Source organism: Alteraurantiacibacter lauratis, from assembly GCF_037154155.1.
Classification (GTDB): Bacteria; Pseudomonadota; Alphaproteobacteria; order Sphingomonadales; family Sphingomonadaceae; genus Alteraurantiacibacter; species Alteraurantiacibacter lauratis.
Map to the genome: position 1 here is coordinate 155689 of NZ_JBANRN010000002.1, position 18717 is coordinate 174405.

Genomic DNA, 18717 nt, shown 5'->3' on the forward strand with positions numbered 1-18717 from the left:
GGAGAGTTACCAATGGCAACCATGACCGCGCCCCCCAGCGACAAGGCCGAAATCGTCGATATCGGTTATCCCTATCGCGAGATTGTCGAGCGAACCTCGCCCGGCGGCCGCTATATCGATGCGCTGACCGATGTGGACAGCCCATGGGTGCCCTTTGGCGATAACGCCGCGATCAAGCACCTGGCTTTTGACGTACGCCGCAACCTGTTTTCCAACATCCTGTGGGTGAAGGGACCGGGCGTGATCGGCACGCATTTCCACCGCGGCACCATCACCATGGTCTGCCTGGAAGGCAGTGTGCGTTATCTGGAGTATGACTGGGTTGCCAGCCCCGGCGGCCTGATCCTGGAAGTGCCGGGGGAAAGCCACACGCTGGTCACCGAACATCCTCAGGGATGCAAGCTGTTCGGCTGGATGGAAGGCCCGATCGATTTCTACGATGGCGATGCCAATCTTGTCGAAACGGTCGATGTGTTCTGGATGATCAACCATTACGAAACGCATTGCCGCGATCACCAGATGAAGCCCAATCCCAAGCTGTATCTGTAAGGGAGGGGCCATCATGGCAACGCAGGAAAAGCCCGCCAGCCTGGGCGGCATCAAGGCACCGCCCAGCGGTGCCTACAAGATCGTCAGTGTGCCCGAACCGCACAAGGCAATGCTGGACCAGTATTGCATTTCGGGCACCTATGTCGGGCAGTCCGAGGAGGAGAGCCCCTGGGTTCCCTTTGGCGACAACGCCGCCATTCGGCATCTCGCCTTCGATGTGCGCAACAATGTCTATGCCAATGTGCTGTGGATCAAGTCGCCCGGCGTGATCGGCACGCACAAGCACCGCGGCATGGTGTGGGCGATCGGGCTGGAAGGCACGTTCCGCTATCTGGAATATGACTGGATCGCTGGCCCCGGCGATTTCATCACCGAATTTCCGGGCCACGCGCATACGCTCGTCACCGACGAGCCGGGCGGCATGAAAGCGTTCTTCTGGATGCAGGGCGCCAACGAGTTCTACGACGAAAACGGCAATTTCGTCGAAACGCTCGATGTGTGGTGGTTCATGTCGCACTACGAAAACTACTGCAAGGAACATGGACTGCCGATCAACCGGCAGCTCTATCTGTGAGTGGGCAGCCCAAGACGCTCGACCAGTTTGACCTGTCGGGCCGCTCCGGACTTGTCACCGGGGCGGCCAGCGGGATCGGCCTTGCCTATGCCGAAGTACTGGCCGAGGCGGGCGCAAAGGTCACGCTGACCGATATCGACGCCGAAGGCGCGGCGCGCGAATGCGCCCGGCTGGTCGATCAGGGTTACGAGGCGCGCTGGGATGTGTGCGACGTGTCGAAACTGGACGAGGTTGCCCGCGCATTCGATCACCATGTCGCGGCCTATGGCGGGTGCGATGTGGCCTTCGCCAATGCGGGCCTTGATGTCGGCAACGGCTTCTGGACGCCCGAAGGCACGCGCAATCCCGAAGGGCAGATCGACGTTTACGATCCCGACCGCTGGTACAAGAGCATTGGCATCAATCTCAACGGCGTGTTCCACACGGTGCGCGAGGCCGCGCGTGTGATGAAGGCGAACAAACACCGGCGCGGCGGCTCGATCGTCATCACCAGCTCCAACGCGGCCGAGGTGAACGAGGCGATTGTCGGCGTGCCCTATATGGCGGCCAAGGCGGGCGTGAAGCACTTCATGCGCCATGCGGCCTATGAACTGGCCGCCTATGGCATCCGCGTGAACGCCATCGCTCCCGGCCCCTTCGTTACCAATATCGGCGATGGCTGGGTGAAGAAGAACCCGGCGGCCAAGAAGGCATGGGACGAGCTGGTGCCCGTGGGCCGCATGGCGGAAACCTATCAGATAAAACCGCTTGCGCTGCTGCTGGCTTCGGATGCGGGCAGTTACATGACCGGCGCGCATGTAATGATCGATGGGGGAATGCAGTTGGGGCCGATCAAGCCGCTGACCTGAAACCGTTTGCAGAATTGAGGACGCAAAATGACCACCACCGCAAACGCTGCGATCTGCCGCGGACACGACCATCCCTTTACCATCGAGCCGGTGGAACTGGCTGAACTTGCGCCCGACGAAATCCTGGTGCGCATTGTCGCCTGCGGCATCTGCCACACCGATCTGGCCGTGCGCGACGCGCAATTGCCCGTGCCGCTGCCCGTGGTGCTGGGGCATGAAGGCGCCGGCATTGTCGAGGCCGTGGGCAGCGGCGTCACATCTGCCAAGCCGGGTGACCGGGTGGTGATGAGCTTCAATTCCTGCGGCCACTGTCCCAGCTGCGATGTGGACGCGCCCACCTATTGCTACAATTTCTTCCCGCACAACTGGAGCGGCAGCCGCGCCGATGGCACACCCACCATGCACCATAACGGCGCACCGATGGCGGCCAATTTCTTCGGCCAGTCCGCCTTTGCCACCAAGGCCATTGCGCATGAACGCAACACCATTGTCCTGCCCGAACGGTTCAATTCCATCCCGCTCGACATGATTGCCCCCATCGGCTGCGGATTGATGACGGGGGCGGGTGCGGTGCTCAACGCGATGCAGGTGCGCGAAGGCCTGCCTATCGCCGTGTTTGGCGCAGGCACCGTGGGTATGGCCGCGATCATGGCGGCGAAGATTGCGGGATCTAGCCCCATCATCGCGGTGGACGTGAATGACGACCGGCTGGCACTGGCGAAGGAACTGGGCGCAACACATGCCTTCAATGCCAAGGATGACGCCATCGGCCAGATCAAGGCGCTGGTGCCGCAGGGTCTTGGCTATGCCTTCGACACCACGGGCATCAACAAGGTGATCGAGGATGCCTGGGGCCTGCTCGCGCCCAAGGGCATTTGCGGCATTGTGGGGGCGAGTGACCCGGCCGACAATCTGACTTTCAACGAAGCGGCCTTCATGGGCGGCGGGCGCACGGTGATGGGTATTCTGGGTGGCAATTCGGACGGCGCGCCGTTCCTGATCGAACTGCTCGACCACCATGTGGCGGGCAATTTCCCGTTCGACCGGCTGATCCGGCATTTCGACTTTCACGAGATCAACGAGGCGATTGAGGCGAGCGAGGCGGGCCATGTGGTGAAGCCTGTGCTGCGCATGGCGGCGGAGTAGCCGCACACAAGGGGGAGGAACGCATGGTGAAATGGCTATTCTCGCTGCTGGCGCTGCTGCTGGCGGCACCTCTTGCTGCGCAGGAAACCGCCCCTCCCCTCACCATCGAAGTGCTGCGCACCAGCGAAGGGTCGCTCCACGTCAATTCCGCGCTCATCATGGGCGAGCGGGAGGCGGTGCTGGTCGATCCGCCCTTTACCCTGGCCGATGCGCACCGCGTGGCGGGCATGGTGCTCGACAGCGGGAAAGAGCTCACCCACATCTTCGTAACGCACGACCATCCCGACCACTTCTTCGCGATGGAAGTGCTGACCGAAGCCTTCCCCAATGCCCGTGTGGTGGCGCATCCCACGGTGGTCGCCGACATCTGGCGCAGCCTGCCCTTCAAGGTCGCGCGGTGGAGCCCGATGCTGGGCGCGAACGGCCCGGCCTACCCCTCCGCACCGCAGGCGCTCACCAGCGATGTGCTGATGCTGGAAGGGCATGAATTGCGCGTGCTGGGGCCGATGATGGGTGACCATCGCCATTCGACTGCCTTGTGGATCCCCGCAATCCGCGCGTTGCTTCCCGGCGATATCGTGTTCAACGAGGTGCATTTGTGGCTGGGCGAACACGATGCCGCCGCCGTGCAGGCGTGGAGCGAGACGGTGGAGCAATTGCTCGCGCTCGATCCTGCCATCGTTGTCGCAGGCCATGCGCGCCCCGGCCTGCCCGATGATATTTCCGGCCTGCGTTTCACCCGCGATTATCTGGCGGCCTGGCCGGGTCTTGTCGCCGCCAGCAGCAGCGCGGCCGATATGCAGGCGCGTGTGCGCGCCGCCTTCCCCACCACTATCGATGTGCTCGGCAATTTCATCCTTGTGAACTCGACCGAGGTTGCCAAGGGCGAACAGCCGATCTGGACCGAATAGGACGCCATACAAGATGAAAGCCGTCACCTTCCAAGGCCTGCACACCCCGCTTGCTTTCGAGGAAATCCCCGATCCCACGCCGGGCGAGGGTGAGCTGGTCGTCAAGGTCGGTCGCTGCGGCATTTGCGGCAGCGATCTGCACATGACCGAGGATGCCGCCTATGGCTGCAAGCACGGCGATATCCTCGGCCACGAATTCGCAGGCGAAGTGGTGGCGCTGGGCAAGAATACGACCGGGCCAAAGGTGGGCGATCTGGTCAGCGTCATCCCGCTCAGAAGCTGCGGTGGGTGTGAACCCTGCCGCAAGGGCGAAGTGCAGTGGTGCACCGGCTTTGGCCTGCAAGGCGGCGGCTACGCCGAATATGCCGTCACCCGGCCCAATCAATGCGTGCCCCTCCCCGCCGATCTGACGCTGGCTGACGGTGCGCTGATCGAACCGCTGGCCGTGGCGCTGCATGGCATCAACCTGTCGGGCATGAAGACAGGCGACAAGGTGCTGGTGCTGGGCGCGGGGCCGATTGGGCTGGCGGTCGCCTTCTGGGCGCGGCGGCTGGGGGCATCGCGCGTGGCGGTGCAGGACATCGCCACTTATCAGCAAGAACGCGCGCTGGAGATGGGCGCGGATGCCTTTGTGGTTGATCCCGCCAATCCGGTTGCCAGCGCTGAAACAGCATTAGGCGGAAAGGCCGATATCGTGTTCGAATGTGTCGGCGTGCCCGGCCTGATCGCGCAAGCCGTGGAGCAGGTGCGCCCGCGCGGCACGATCCTGCTGCTGGGCCTGTGCACCAAGCCTGACACCTTCAATTCCTTTGCCATGCTGAGCAAGGAAGTGCGGCTGGTCACCTCCGCCTTCTTCACCGTGCAGGAATACGAGGCTGCGCTCAAAGCCCTGGAATCAGGCGCAGTGACCCCGCGCGTCATGGTGACGGGCACGATAACGCTTGCCGAAACGCCTGCGGTATACGAAGCGCTCAAGCATCGCACGCAGCAATGCAAGGTCATGATCGCGCCGTGATGGCACACTTCCCCGCAAAACGATGAGCCAGCAGGCGCGGCTGACGCGCGGCTCGATTTCCGGACATCTTCTGCGGCAGACCGCGCCGCTGGTGGTGGGCGTCAGCGCGATGATGTCGATCGGGCTTGTCGATGCCTATTATGTCGGCTGGCTGGGGCCGACGGAACTTGCCGCGATGAGCTTCATCTTCCCTGTGTCCACCGCGCTGGGCAGCGTGGGCGTGGGGGTGATGGCGGGCACCTCGTCCGTAGTGGCGCGGGCGATTGGCGCGGGCGACCGCGAACGGGCGCTGCGCTGCGCTGCCTTGGGCGTGGTGCTGGGGCTTGCCACCGGGCTGGTTGCCGCGGCCTTGCTGGCGCTGGGGCACGATCTGTTGTTCGGCGCGATGGGGGCGGATGGCGAGATGCTGCGGCAGATCAGCCTTTACATGCTGCCCTATGCGCTGGGTTTTCCGCTGCTCTTGGCGATATCGGGCATGAACGGCGTCTTGCGCGCGCAAGGCGCCGCCACCAGGAGCACGCTGATATCACTCTGCTTTGCGGGCGCGAACTGGGCGCTCGATCCAATTCTGATACACGGCATATTCGGCTGGGAGGGCATGGGGATTGCGGGCGCGGCCTGGGCCACGGTTGCCGGATGGGTGATCGGCGCTGCGTTGGGCCTCTATTTGGTGCGCAATGGCGAGGTGCCGTTCCGTCCGCGCCTCCTTCTGGGGGGCGACCTTGGCCCTTCGCTGCGTGCGGTCGGACGTGTGGCAGTGCCTGCGGCGGTGACGAGTTCGATCAATCCCGTGGGCCTTGCGGTGATGACTGGCTTGCTGGCGGGCGCGGGCGAAGCAGCGATTGCGGGCTTTGGCGTGGGCGGGCGGCTGCAGATTGCGGCCGTGGTGCCGCTGCTGGCGCTGTCCGGCTCGATCGGGGCGATTGTGGGGCAGAACTGGGGCGCGGGGCAGCCGGACCGGTCACGGCTTGCCATGGTTCAGGCGGGCATGTTCTGCGTGATTTACGGCATCGCCGCCGCGCTGATCCTCTATTTCGCGCGGTTCTGGCTCGCAGGCCTGTTCGCAAGCGACGCGGCCACGGTGGCTGCGGCTGCGCGCTATCTCGAAATCGCGGTGTGGGGCTATGCCGCCTATGGCCTGTTCATCATGGGCAATGGCGCGTTCAATGCGCTCGATCATGCCGGCACCGCGCTGGCGCTGTCCCTTGCGCGGGTGGCGATGGTAATGATTCCGCTCGCGCTGCTTCTGCGCCCGGTATGGGGCGCGGACGCGGTTTACGGTGCCGAACTCGCCGCCAATCTGCTTGGCGGGACGGTCTCGATGGCGCTGGCGTGGTATTTCCTGTCGCACCGCCGCAAAGACGATGCGACAGGATAGCGCGTCAAAGCGGGCGGCTGGATCCGAAGAACAGCGCCTGGCTGATGGCCGCCTTCACCGTGTCTTCCTGGAAAGGCTTGGTGATGAGGTAGGTCGGTTCCGGGCGGTTGCCCGTCAGCAGGCGTTCGGGATAGGCGGTGATGAAGATCACCGGCACTTCGGCGATGGCGAGGATATCGTCCACCGCATCAAGGCCCGACGAGCCATCGGCCAGCTGGATATCGGCCAGAACCAGCCCCGGCATATTGCGTTCCACCACCTCGACCGCCTGCGTGCGGGTGGCGGCAGTGCCGCAAATCTCGTGGCCCAATGAGGAAACGAGATCTTCCAACTGCATCGCGATCAGCGGTTCATCCTCAATGATGAGCACGCTGGTGGCGGCTTCGCGGTCGATCTCCGCAATCGCTTCGGCCACGAGATCGCGTACCGTGTCTTCATCCTGGTCGATGATCTGCGCAGCTTCGGCCAGGCTGAAATCCTCCACCGTGGTGAGCAGCAGCGCCTGCCGCGCGGGCGGGGTGATGCGGGCAAGCTGGTTCTGCGCCGCCAGTTCGTGCAGCGATGCGCCGCGCGGATCGCCAACGGGTTCCAGATAAGCGCTCGCCCACAGCTTGCTGAACGCCCGGTAGAGCGGCACGCGCCCACCGCGAAGGCTTTCCGCCAGCTCGGCATCGGCAATGGCGGCTTCCAGCGTGGCTTTTACAAAGGCGTCGCCAGTCGCCTGCGAGCCGGTGAGCGCACGCGCGTAACGGCGCAGGAATGGCAGGTGTGCGGCAATTTCAGCCCCGATCGACATGAAGGGTCCCTTCCCGGATTGAACTCTACCCGGCGGTAACGCGCTGTTGAGCTTGCGGTTCCCGGCTTGCGCGCATTTTGCCGGATGAGGGGCAAAATCGCCAATGATAAAAATGTTGCCCCACGGCGGGAACCGGGCCGCGGGGTCGTCGTTATCCCTTTGTCACCGCCGAGACACCCCCCTCCCGTCCAAGCCGACGGTGACACGATCCCCAGGGCCACCGTTCCCCCGAGCGGTGGCCCTTTTCTTTTGCTTTCTGGGGCCACCGTTCCCCCGAGCGGTGGCCCTTTTCTTTTGCCTTAAAGGCTCTTGGACCAGATCGTGTATTCGCGATTGGGCTTGGAATTGATGGCATCGGCAATCGCGACCATTCCCTGATTATCCTCCAGGATCCAGCCGACTTCGGCGCGGCGTGCGCCGTAATCCCCCGCGGCACTGCGGCGGATATATTCGATCATCATGAAAGCGAGTTGGCTGGCCATGCGGCTGTTCTGCAGGCGGGTGACCACGCCCATCAACGGCACGCGGAAATTCTCGCATTTGGGGTTGCGCAGCCACCACAACAGCTTGACCCAGTTGAACGGGTAAAGCTTTCCGCCCATGTGGATCAGCCGGGTGTTGATGTCGGGCAGGCTCATCATGAAGGCCACCGGTTCGCCGTCCAGTTCGGCGATCATGTTGGTGCCTTCGAGGATGATCGGTTTCAGCTTCTTGCCGGCATAGGACTTTTCGCGCTCGGTAAAGGGAACAAAGCCCCAGTTCTTCGACCAGGCTTCGTTCAGGATGCGGATGATGATCTGCGCCTCATTCTCGAAATCGGCCTTGTTCACGCGGCGGATGCGGATGCGCGGGTTTCTCTCTCCCATCGCCACGATGCGGTTGACCAGCTCCGGAAACCCTTCGCGCACATGATCGAGGTCGTAGGTGTAAAGCTTCTTGGCAACCTGATAACCGCCCGCGCTCTCGACCCATCCCTGATAGGCGGCGTTATGATGCCCCATCATGATCATCGGGGGGTGGTCGTGGCCCATGGTGAGCAGGCCCGGCTCTTCCCAGATCGACATGGACAGCGGCGCGACCACGCGTGTCATGCCCTGTTCGCGCAACCAGTTTTCGGCGGCACCGATCAACGCGTGCATCACCGCCTCGTCCTCGGCCTCCATCAGCCCCCAATTGCCGGTGCCGGGGCCCATGCCCTGTTCCGCCGGCTGCGCCAGTGCCAGTTCATCAATATGCGCCGAAATGCGCCCCACCACGCGGCCGGCGCGGCGGGCAAGGAAATACTGGACGCGCGCATGATCGTGAAACGGGTTGCGGCCGGGGGTGAGCAATTCCACCATATCGGCGCGCAGGGGTGGCACCCAATTGGGGTCATTTGCATTCAGCCGATAAGACAGATCGATAAAGGCATCGAGGTCGCGCTTGCCGGATACAGGTGCGATATCTATTTTGTCGGTCAAGCTGCGTGTTTCCTCATGCGTTCATGCGCCGTTTTCAGTGCGTGTGCTTGGGCGCCGATGTCAAGCGTCGGGGAAACCGGATAAGGGCCTTGATCCGCGACAAAGCGGATGCAAGGCGAAAATGCAAAGGTTTGGCCAGAGGCCGCACGATGAACATGACCACTGCGATCGACACGGCCGGCGCCGCGCCGGCGAAGAAGTCCGCCATTCCGGACGACATGGCCATGCTGCGCGCCGCGGCGGAGCTTACCCGCGACATTTCAAAGGCCCGGCCCGATATCTACTGGCCCGACATGTTGCTTTCCGCCGCAATCGGATATGCCGCGCTGGCAGGCGCTATCCTGTTCCAGCCGCTGTGGCTGGCGGTGCTGAGCGGTGCGGTGGCGGTGATGGCGCTGTACCGGGCGCTGCTGTTCATTCACGAAATCACCCATCTGCATCGCAACGCCCTGCCCGGCTTTCGCACGGCGTGGAACCTGCTGGTCGGCATTCCGATGCTCACCCCCAGCCTGATGTATGAGCAGGTGCACACGATCCACCATTCGCGGATGCGATATGGCACGGCGGAGGATCCCGAATATCTGCCGCTCGCGCTGATGAAGCCGTGGAGCCTGCCCGCCTTCATCCTGATCGCCGCGCTCGCCCCGATCGCGCTGCTTTTCCGCTGGGGTGTGCTCGCGCCGCTGGGCGTGGTGTTTCCAGCAGTGCGCACGTTCGCGTGGGAGCGCGGTTCGTCGCTGTCGATCAATCCCGACTTCCGCCGCCGCGCGCCCGAAACACCGGAGCAGCGCCGCTGGTTCGCCTGGCAGCAGGCGGGGGCCAGCCTGTGGGCACTGTTCGTGATGTCCACGCCGTTCTGGCTGGGGTGGAAGCCGCTGCTGGTCGCGATGGCGATCACCTCGCTGGTGGCAGTGTTCAACCAGTTGCGCACGCTGGTGGCGCATCTGTGGGAGAATGACGGCGATCGCCTGTCGACCACCGCGCAATATCTCGATTCGGTGAATGTGCCGCACTGGTCGGCGGCGATCTGGGCGCCGGTGGGCCTGCGTTACCACGCCACGCATCATTTGCTGCCCAGCCTGCCCTATCACTCGCTGCACGAAGCGCATCGCCGCATCTCCGCGCATCTGGGCGCCGGATCGACCTATGAAGGCGCGAACCACAAGGGCATGATCCCGTTGGTAGCGAAGATTGCCCGCAGCACGATGCGGCGCGGCTAACCCCCTTTACACGCTTCCCGCGCCCCTGTTGCACAGCGGCGCGCTTGCTGGTCTACTCCCGCACAAGAGATGTCCGGGAGGGGATTGCCATGACGATGCGCCGCATATTTGCCGCTGCCTGCCTGATCCTGTGCGCCGTATTCGGATTTACGCGCCCCGCGCTGGCGCAGGACGATCCCCGCGCCGTGCTGATGCGCGCGGCAGAGGCGATGGGCGGGCTGGATCGGCTGCAATCGCTTGACAGCGTGGTCTATACCGGTTTCGGCCAGCGCGCCTATTTCCAGGGCGGCGGCAATATCACCGGCGATCCCATGGCCCCGACCAAGTGGCAACAGCTCACCGATGTCCAGCGGACATTCGATCTTGGCGCCCGCGATCTGCCCGGCGGCCGCGCGCTCTATCAGGAGCGTTGGGGGCAGGAATTCCCGTTTGCCGGCCTGTTTGGAATGGATTTCCCGCGACGCCAAACCGTGCAGTCCGGCGAGCTGGTGCTCGATCATCCTTTGCCCGCTTTGCTTGCTGCGCTGCACCCGGATACAAGGTTGGGCGCGGTGACGCAGGAGGATGGGCTGATCGTGGTCGGCTTTCAGGTCGACCGCACGCCGGCGTGGATCGGCATGGATCCGGCTACGCACCTGCCCCGGTTCACCCGCTGGGTGGCCCCGCACCCCAATTTGGGCGACCTGACAACCACCGCGTGGTTTTCCGGCTATCTGCCGTTCGACGGTGTGCAATTGCCGATGGGCCTGATGCAGGTTCTCGACTGGCGCGGCCAGGTGAACCTGATGTTTCAGGTGGATTCCTACCGGGTGAACGCCTCCGCCGCTCAACTGCCACCCTTTGCCCAGCCAATAGCGGCCGAGCCTGTCCGGCCACCGTCGACACAAGTCACGCAGCTATCACCGGGCGTTTGGGATGTGCGGGTGAACGGGGCAGGCGGCGCGGTAGTGGAGTTTGCCAATCGCCTCGTCATGTTCGAAGCCTATGGCGGCGAGGCGCAGACGCTGCTGCGTATCGATGCAGCCAACGCGCTTGTCCCCGGCAAGCGCGTGGAGGCCGTGATCGTGTCGCACCACCATTTCGACCATACCGGCGGCCTGCGCGCCGCTGTCTCACGCGGGCTGGAAGTGATCTCGCACCGCGGCAACGAAGGCATCATCCGCGAGATGGTGGAGCGACCCGCCACGGTGTTCCCCGATGCGCTGGCCCGCCATCCGCATCCGCTGCGCTTCACCCCTGTGGACGAACATATGGTGCTGGAAGACGCGACGCGGCGGCTGGAAATCTACCGGGTGATCGAACACAGCCACATGCCCAATGCCGTGTTCGCCTATCTGCCCGCCGAACGGATCTTGCTGGAAGGCGACCTCGGCGACGAAGCATGGCAGCTCCATTGGTGGGGCAGCGCCTATGCCGCCAATATCCGCCATTACAGGATTGCGCCCGAAACCAATGTGCCGGTCCATGGCGCAGGCCCGGTCCCGATAGAACAGGTGTTCGCAAATACCCGTCGGCAGATTGCCGCAGCGGTCGAATATTGCCGGAACGCCGAGGCGGGCGGCCGCTTCGTGATGGGCTGCCCCGTGCAATATGATGCGGAGGGGGCGGTGCCGCTGGAGCCGCGCTGACCTATTCCTCGGTGCGGATCAGCACCGTCTCGCCCACCAGCAGGAACAGCACGAAGGGCGACCATGCGGCAAGCAGTGGCGGATATCCGCCGAAACTGCCCATGGCGAGCGCAGCGTTCTCGACCACGAAATAGGCAAAGCCCAGCGCCATGCCGATCACCGCGCGGATGAACAGATTGCCGCTGCGCGCAAGGCCAAAGCCCGCCACCGCCCCCAGCAGGGGCATCAATATGGCGGACAACGGGCCCGATATCTTGGCCCACCAGCGCCCCTCCAATTCCGCCGTGCGGCGGCCAGCCGCCTTCAGCGCGGCGATGGAATCGGCAAGCTGCGCCAGCGTTTCGGCGTCGGCATCCACCCGGCGCAGCGCCACCTGATCGAGCGTCGTGCCCGGTGCAACCAGCAGCGGGCCATCGGCCGAAACCGTCTGCGTCGTGGCAACCGAAAATATCTGCGCATCCTCCAGCAGCCAGCCGGGATTGGCATAGGTGGCGCGCGAGCCGGTAATCTGCCGCGCAATCATACCGGCATCGTCGCGTTCGTAGAAGGTCACCCCGGTCAGCACCGTATCCGCGCCCTGCCCGGACAATTCGCGCGCCATCAGCACATCGTTGCCATCGTTGAAATAGACATTGGTGCGGATGTCGGGATCAGTTGGGATCGGGCCATAATCCACCCGCTCCCACGCCTTGAGCGTAGCGGTGGCGCGGGTCACCACCCGCTCGTTGAAGGCAAAGCTTGCGCCCGCCACCACCACCGCCACCAGCAGCAGCGGTGCCAGAATCTGATGCGCGGAAAGGCCTGCCGCCTTCATCGCGGTCACTTCGCTGTTCTGGTTGAGCGTGGCGAGCGTGATGATGGTGGCCAGCAGCACCGAATAGGGCAGAAAGCGCTTCACCAATTGCGGCATGCGCAGCGAGGCATATTGCAGCAGCTCCGCCTCGCCATTGCCGGCATAGGCCAGAATGTCGCCCGTGCGGCTGAGCAGGTCGAGCATCATCAGCACCAGCACCAGCATGGCCAGCACCGCGATAATGCGCACCGCAAACATCTTGCCGATGTAGAAGGTCAGCTGGCGCGAAGGGAAGAAATTAAGCAGCACGAAGCGCGCTCTCCCCCGCAAGATAAGGATCATCCGCATCGTCGGCATGGGTTATCCCGCGTCGCCGGTCGCCGCGCCGCAGCAGCTTCTTCACGCTGCGCGCCAGCTTGCCATACACATTTTCCAGAGCACCGATGGGCTGTCCGCCGGGGACAAAGGCAATCTGGTAGAACATCCAGCCAATCAGGCAGAAGAGCACCGCAAACGGCCCCCACAACGCCAGGAAGGGATCGACCCGGCCCAGCTGCGCCACGCTTTCGCCGTATTGGTTGATCTTGTGATAGGCGACCACGATCACGATCGACAGGAATATGCCCAGCGCCGATGTCGACCGCTTGGGCGGCACCGCCAGCGCCACCGCCAGCAACGGCAGCATGATCATCATCACTACCTCCACCATGCGGTAATTGAAATTGGCAAGGCTGCTTTGCCGTTCCTCGACCGTGGAATCGCGGCTCCACCCGATTTCAAGCAATTCGGGTATGACGAATTCACGCGCATCCTCGCCTCTGGCACGGAACCGTTCGAGCGCGGGAAGATCGATCGGCAGATCGTGCTGGCTGAAGCTGAGCACGCGCGGGCTGCCATTGGGCACGGCATGAATGATGGTGCCGTCGGTCAGCCGCAGGATGATGGTGTTGCGGTCTTCGCGATTGGCCAGGAAACGCCCTTCGCGCGCGGAGATCGACAACACCTGCCCCTTGTCGTTCGCTACGCGGGCAAAAATGCCCACGAGCTGCCGCCCGTCATCGCGGCTTTCCTCGATCCGCAGCGCCATGCGGTCCTCGATCGTGTTGAATTCGCCCACCCGGATCGATGCGCCCAGCGCGCCCGACTGCAGGCGGAACTCCATCTCCTCATACGCAAAGCGCGCCTTGGGCTGCATATAGCCGACAATCGCGAAATTGAGCGCCATCAGCGCGATGGTCATCAGATAGGGGACACGCAGCAGCCGGAAATAGGACCAACCGACCGCACGCATCACATCGAGCTCGCTGGTTATTGCCAAGCGGCGGAAGGCAAACAGGATGCCCAGCATCAGCCCCAGCGGAATTGCCAGCCCGGCATATTCGGGGATGAGGTTGACGAGCATTTCGAACACAATGTTGATCGGCCCGCCTTCAGTGGACACGAATTCGAACAGGCGCAGCATCTTTTCCAGCATCAGCAGGCTGGCGGCGAGCACGAAAATGCCCAGCATCGGCACCAGAACGAGCCGGAAGATATAGCGGTCGGTGGCGGTGATGAAGCGGGACAAGGAGGAGGTCTCGTTCAGGCGTGAAAGCGGTAGCGGATCGTTCCGGCAAAGTCTGGATGACCTCGCCTTAACGCAGAATGGCGGGCAGGTCATGCACCGGATTGCCGAAAATACCCACGTGCAGGACATTTGCCGCTTTGTCTGCAGGATATTTCATGAAACTCTCTGCCCATGCCGGAATCGGGGTCCGGCGGTCTTGGGGATCAATCATGCAAAAACTGGCTGCCCTCGCGGGGTGTGCGCTGCTGGGCGCGTGCACAAATGTGAACGAGCATTGGAACGCCTACAACGCCAACAGTCCGGCGCTGGCCTTGGGAGCTGTGGAAGATTTTGTCGCGGCCCAGAATGCCATTTTCCGGCAGTTCGCACTTCTTGCTGGTGTGAAGCTTGACGATGAAACACCGGCAGAAGCTCCGATTGCCGAAGAAGAACAAACCCCGGCTGCCGTTGCAGATCAGGCCCCTGCGGCAAATGCCGGTCAAGCAGGTGCAGCCGAGGCCACGCCCCCTGCTCCGCTTAAAGCCGATCTTCGCCCAGTGGTCGATGCCGGTATACACTACGTGGATGTCCGCTGCAGCGGTTACATGCAGGCGGTATTCTGGCTGAACCGAGCCAAAAATGCCGCGAGCCGCCAATCGCAACTGTTCGGCTCTGCTTCGGCGGCCGCAATGGAAGTGCTGGATGCCTCGCGCCAATTGGTGGGCCTGACGCCGCTGGGGTTTACCCTGGTCAACGACACCATCCAGAATGCCGGCAGTAGCCTGTTGTTCTCGCTTCCTCCCGAAGTGGTTGGCCGCATGGTGGAAGATCGCCAACGCGCTTATGTCAGCGCCTTACCTGACAGCTACACCAGCCGTGCGGCAGCCATGCGCGCCATCCAAGGTTATGTGGAACTGTGCCTGTCGAACAATATTGAGGCGGCTGCAATCGAAGCTATCGCAGCAAGCCGGGCTCAACCGACCCCTGCACCGGCAACGAAGCCGGAAGATGCGGCCCCTGCGCCGGGAAGTGATGGAGAGGGAGAGGGAGCAGGTGATGGAGCCGGGGACGGAGCCGGAGACGGAGCAGGCGATGGCCAAGGTTCGCCAGATCCGGCTGCGCCAGTTGCGCCGGATGGTTCGGCACCGGAGACGACGACGGAACCGGCGGCCCCTGTCAATTCATTCCCCCCCAACTGGGTGCCTTCGCTTCGGCCAGCCTCTTAGCCGATGCTGCCACCCCCCTGCAATCACGCCTTCTCCAGCGTGCATTGCAGCGGGTGCTGGTTCTGGCGGGCAAAGTCCATCACCTGGTTGACCTTGGTCTCAGCCACTTCGAGCGGGAAGATGCCGCAGACGCCCACGCCACGCTGGTGGACGTGGAGCATCACCCGCGTCGCCTGTTCCAGATCCATCCGGAAATAGCGTTTCAGCACCAGCACCACGAATTCCATCGGCGTGTAATCGTCATTCAGCATCAGCACCTTGTACATGCTGGGCTTCTTGGGCCGTGTGCGTGTGCGGGTGGCAAGGCCGACCTGTCCGCCGGTGCCGGGACCGCTTGCGCCGCCGCCATCACCGGCATCATCATCGTCCCCGGCGAAAACGGGAAAGGCGGCCAGCGGCGGCAGATGGAGATCATACGGGCAAGTCATCGGGCCTTCAAATATCGTATCGGCAATGCGAGGTGCAAGATGGCGCGCGCATTTTTGCCGCGAGACAGGCGCCCACGCATGATGGCCCTTGGTCGGGTGGCGGATGGCGCGAGGGACCGCCAACGCAAACGGGCCGGGCAGTTGCCTGCCCGGCCCGCTCGTTTCGCCGGAAGGGAGAGAGGAGAGATTCCGGCGAGGGAGAGTTCGTAAAGGTGCCTCAGGCGGCCTTGGAGATCTTTTCCACCGCCAGGTTCACGCGCGCCGTAATCGGAGCGATCACGTCGTTGGCCAGCTTCATCGCGCTTGCAGGCGCCTTGCTGGTGGAGGCCATCATCGCGTCGAAATTGCGGCGCAGGATCTTGCCCTGAAGCTGGAACAGTTCGGTCGGGCTCTTGACGCTCGCCATTTCCTTGAGGTCAGCGGTCATTGTTTCGTAAGCGGCCTTGGCTTCTTCGGCATAGGACTTTGTCATGTCCTGCATACCGGCGGCCAGGATCTTGCCGCTTTCCACCAGCGCCTCGACATTGCCCTTGGCCATTTCGGTCATTTCCGAAACCATGTTGGTGCCCTTGTCATAGGCTTCCTGCGCCTTGGCCTGCATTTCGGCCACGGCGTCGGTCATCGACTTGCTCATCATGCCGGTCAGGTCGGCGGCGGTGTTCTTGGTAGCCATGATCTTTTCCTTCAATTCGGTAACACTGGAGTTGACGGCGAAAGCAGGCACAGGCCGGGGGGAGACCTTGCGAGCTGTCGCCTTTGCTCGCCGAGGGGCGGGCTTTGCGGATTTGGCCGAAGCCGGTTTTGCGGGAGCCGGTTTGGGTGTGGCAGCCTTGGCGGCATCCTTCTTGGGCGCCGGAGCTGCCGGAGCCACAACCGGCGCGGGATCTGGCTGCTCGACAAGCGGGGCAGCCGCGGCGGGAGCGGGCACGGCAGCCTCCGCCGCCTTTACGGGCGTTTCGGGCTTTGTCTCGCTTTGCTCTGCCATGGTTCAACCCTTGCTGTTTGTATCGTCCATCGACGCGCGATCGCGTCATGTTGCATCGCACAATAAGCATCCAGGGCGAGAAAGTCAAGAAAAATGGTGCAGTGCACAATTCGGTCATATCGGGCCGCTTTCCGGCCCCGATATGACCAGCCATCGGGTCTTATCGCTGGCGCACGTACAAACCGGGCGCATCGTCCAGCACCGGGTTACCCTTGCCGCCGGGAATGCGGCGCCCGCTGGCCTTGACCCGCGCGGGGGCGAGGCGTTCCACCCATGCGACCCAATCGGGCCACCAGCTGCCCTTGTGTTCGTCCGCCACAGCCACGAAATCCTCCAGCGATGGGGCATCCGCGGGGCCGGTCCAATACTGGTATTTGTTGGCCGATGGCGGGTTGACCACGCCGGCGATATGTCCGCTGCCCGCCAGAACGAAGCGCACCGGGCCGCGTAGATGCTTCAGCATCCGGAACACGCTTTCGGGCGGAGCAATGTGATCCTCGCGCCCTGCCTGGACATAGGCGGGCACAGTAATGCGCGTCAGATCGATCGGCGTGCCGTCCGCCTCCAGCGCGTCGGGCACAACCAACTGATTGTCGCGGTAACAATGCTGCAAATAGGCCTGGTGCCATTTGGCCGGCAGATTGGTGACATCGCCGTTCCAATACAGCAGGTCAAACGCCGGATAATCCTCGCCCAGCAGATAATGGTTGACGACATAGTTCCAGATCAGGTCCGGCCCGCGCAACAGGTTGAAGGTCGCCGCCATATAGCGCCCGTCGAGATAGCCACCTTGGCTGGCCTGCCGGATAAGTTCCAGCTGCGCATCGTCGATGAACAGCTTCAGTTCGCCCGCGTGCGAGAAATCCACCTGCGCGGTCAGGAAGGTGGCGCTGGCAACTTTGTCGGCCTGCCCCCGGCGCGCCAGAACCGCCAGCGTGGCGGCCAGCGTGGTGCCCGCCACGCAATAGCCGATCGTGTGCACCGCGGGCACTTTCAGCCGGTCGCGCACGAAATCGATCGCCTCGATCTGGGCGCGCACATAATCGTCCCACCCCACATCGGCCATGCTTTCATCCGCCGAGCGCCAGCTGACAAGCAGCACCGAAAGCCCTTGTTCCACCGCCCAGCGCACGAAGCTCTTGGCCGGGTTCAGGTCGAGGATGTAGAACCGGTTGATCCATGGCGGAAAGATCAGCAACGGCACCGCCAGAACGCTTTCGGTCGTCGGCGTGTAGTGGAGGATTTCGAACAACCGGCTGCGGTAGATGACCTTGCCCGGTGTTGCCGCCACATTTTCGCCCAGCACGAAACGGCTGGTGTCGGTGTGGGTCAATTGCCCCTTTTCAAGGTCGGCGGCCAGCCGCTGCATTCCCTTGACGAGGTTCTCCCCCTGGCTTTCGATTGTCCGCTCCAGCACCACTGGATTCATCAGCGGGAAATTGGCGGGGCTCATCGCGTCCAGCGCCGCGCGGGTGGCAAAGCGAAGCTGGGCCCGCTCCTCCTCGTCCAGGCCGTCCACCGCATCCACCGCCTCAGCCACGCGTTCGGCCAGCAACAGATAGGTCTGATGGATCAGTGCGAAGACAGGCTGGTCGCGCCAGCGCGGATCGGCAAAACGGCGATCGGCCCTCGGAAAATGCGGATCAAGCGCGCCTGCCTGCGCATCCTGCGCCGCACCTTCCGGCGTGAAGTGAGCAAGGATGCGTTCCCACAATTCGGCGCCTTCTTCCCACAATTCCGCCTGCCGTACGGGGTCTAGCGCGGGGAACTGGCGCTGCATCGCCTGCGCCATCTCCAGCCATTGCGCGGGATCCGCCCAGAAGGGAAAGGGCAGCACCCCGCCCTGCCCGTCGGGCCGCGAATTGAGGCGGAACCACTTGTCCTGAAACGCGATGATCGATGCGCCCAACGCGTCGATGTCCTGCTTGTCCGGCAGCGCCTCGGCCGCGGCGGGGACGAAGGCGGCCATCACCTGCCGCGCGGCTTCGCCCTGGATGCGCAGCAGTTCGGTGAAGATGTCCGCGGCATCGCTGCCGCTGCCCGTTGTGACGCTGCCTGTGCTCATGCCGGCAGCATAAGCAGGAAAATTGGCGATGGGGAGACACAGATTGCCACGCACCCTCTTGGGCAAGGGCAAGCAAGCTGTTAGCGGCGCGTTGCGCAACGCGGCGGATTCGTTCACATTTGCGCGATCCTATCAACCTGTCATTTCGA

General features: G+C 63.3%; 17 protein-coding genes. 10 read left to right on the top strand and 7 right to left on the bottom strand.

Going from position 1 to position 18717, the window contains the following annotated elements; genetic code table 11:
- Positions 1–12: 12 nt before the first annotated feature.
- From WFP39_RS03055 to WFP39_RS03085, 7 genes are read left to right on the top strand one after another with little or no spacing between them, the layout of a single operon-like run.
- The gene (locus WFP39_RS03055; RefSeq protein WP_336917666.1) at positions 13–549 is read left to right on the top strand and encodes a 2,4'-dihydroxyacetophenone dioxygenase family protein; all 537 of its coding nucleotides are present in this window, start codon (positions 13–15) and stop codon (positions 547–549) included.
- Between the two features lie 13 nt (positions 550–562).
- Complete coding sequence (locus WFP39_RS03060) at positions 563–1123, top strand: 2,4'-dihydroxyacetophenone dioxygenase family protein (protein WP_336917667.1); 561 nt, start codon at positions 563–565, stop codon at positions 1121–1123.
- Positions 1120–1971, top strand: a complete 852-nt coding sequence (locus WFP39_RS03065; RefSeq protein WP_336917668.1) for an SDR family NAD(P)-dependent oxidoreductase — start codon at positions 1120–1122, stop codon at positions 1969–1971. The genes WFP39_RS03060 and WFP39_RS03065 overlap by 4 nt, the downstream gene beginning before the upstream one ends.
- Positions 1972–1998: 27 nt before the next feature.
- The gene (locus WFP39_RS03070) at positions 1999–3117 is read left to right on the top strand and encodes an NAD(P)-dependent alcohol dehydrogenase (protein ID WP_336917669.1); all 1119 of its coding nucleotides are present in this window, start codon (positions 1999–2001) and stop codon (positions 3115–3117) included.
- 23 nt (positions 3118–3140) lie between these two features.
- Positions 3141–4028, top strand: coding sequence for an MBL fold metallo-hydrolase (locus WFP39_RS03075; RefSeq protein ID WP_336917670.1), 888 nt, complete (start codon positions 3141–3143; stop codon positions 4026–4028).
- 13 nt (positions 4029–4041) lie between these two features.
- Positions 4042–5043 carry an alcohol dehydrogenase catalytic domain-containing protein gene (locus WFP39_RS03080; protein WP_336917671.1) on the top strand — a complete coding sequence of 334 codons (1002 nt, stop codon included), beginning with the start codon at positions 4042–4044 and terminating at the stop codon, positions 5041–5043.
- Between the two features lie 22 nt (positions 5044–5065).
- Complete coding sequence (locus WFP39_RS03085; protein WP_336917672.1) at positions 5066–6421, top strand: MATE family efflux transporter; 1356 nt, start codon at positions 5066–5068, stop codon at positions 6419–6421.
- Between the two features lie 4 nt (positions 6422–6425).
- Here WFP39_RS03085 and WFP39_RS03090 read toward each other — a convergent pair whose 3' ends face one another.
- Both WFP39_RS03090 and WFP39_RS03095 read right to left on the bottom strand, forming a co-directional pair.
- Positions 6426–7217, bottom strand: a complete 792-nt coding sequence (locus tag WFP39_RS03090) for a response regulator (RefSeq protein ID WP_336917673.1) — start codon at positions 7215–7217, stop codon at positions 6426–6428.
- A 299-nt stretch (positions 7218–7516) separates the two neighbouring features.
- The gene (locus WFP39_RS03095) at positions 7517–8677 is read right to left on the bottom strand and encodes an N-acetyltransferase (protein WP_336917674.1); all 1161 of its coding nucleotides are present in this window, start codon (positions 8675–8677) and stop codon (positions 7517–7519) included.
- A gap of 155 nt (positions 8678–8832) precedes the next feature.
- Here WFP39_RS03095 and WFP39_RS03100 point away from each other — a divergent pair, with 155 nt between their 5' ends.
- A complete protein-coding gene (locus WFP39_RS03100) occupies positions 8833–9897 on the top strand; it encodes a fatty acid desaturase family protein (RefSeq protein WP_336917819.1) in 1065 nt (354 codons plus the stop codon).
- 89 nt (positions 9898–9986) lie between these two features.
- The gene (locus tag WFP39_RS03105; RefSeq protein WP_336917675.1) at positions 9987–11525 is read left to right on the top strand and encodes an MBL fold metallo-hydrolase; all 1539 of its coding nucleotides are present in this window, start codon (positions 9987–9989) and stop codon (positions 11523–11525) included.
- Position 11526: 1 nt separating this feature from the next.
- On the opposite strand, the gene lptG is transcribed toward WFP39_RS03105, so the two are convergent.
- On the bottom strand, positions 11527–12627 hold the full coding sequence (gene lptG / locus WFP39_RS03110) for an LPS export ABC transporter permease LptG (RefSeq protein ID WP_336917676.1): 1101 nt from the start codon (positions 12625–12627) through the stop codon (positions 11527–11529).
- A complete protein-coding gene (locus WFP39_RS03115) occupies positions 12617–13885 on the bottom strand; it encodes an LptF/LptG family permease (protein ID WP_336917677.1) in 1269 nt (422 codons plus the stop codon). Before WFP39_RS03115 ends, lptG begins: the two co-directional genes overlap by 11 nt.
- A gap of 155 nt (positions 13886–14040) precedes the next feature.
- On the opposite strand from WFP39_RS03115, the gene WFP39_RS03120 reads away from it, so the two are divergent.
- Positions 14041–15090, top strand: coding sequence for a hypothetical protein (locus tag WFP39_RS03120; RefSeq protein WP_336917678.1), 1050 nt, complete (start codon positions 14041–14043; stop codon positions 15088–15090).
- A gap of 23 nt (positions 15091–15113) precedes the next feature.
- Here the strand turns inward: WFP39_RS03120 and clpS are convergent, their stop codons facing one another.
- The 3 genes from clpS to WFP39_RS03135 form a co-directional block, all read right to left on the bottom strand.
- Positions 15114–15518 (bottom strand): ATP-dependent Clp protease adapter ClpS, encoded by a 405-nt coding sequence (gene clpS, locus WFP39_RS03125; RefSeq protein ID WP_336917679.1) that lies wholly within the window; start codon positions 15516–15518, stop codon positions 15114–15116.
- Positions 15519–15735: 217 nt separating this feature from the next.
- The gene (locus tag WFP39_RS03130; RefSeq protein ID WP_336917680.1) at positions 15736–16191 is read right to left on the bottom strand and encodes a phasin family protein; all 456 of its coding nucleotides are present in this window, start codon (positions 16189–16191) and stop codon (positions 15736–15738) included.
- 472 nt (positions 16192–16663) lie between these two features.
- Positions 16664–18568: a PHA/PHB synthase family protein gene (locus WFP39_RS03135; protein WP_336917681.1), complete on the bottom strand. Its 1905-nt coding sequence runs from the start codon at positions 18566–18568 to the stop codon at positions 16664–16666.
- Between the last annotated feature and the right edge of the window lie 149 nt (positions 18569–18717).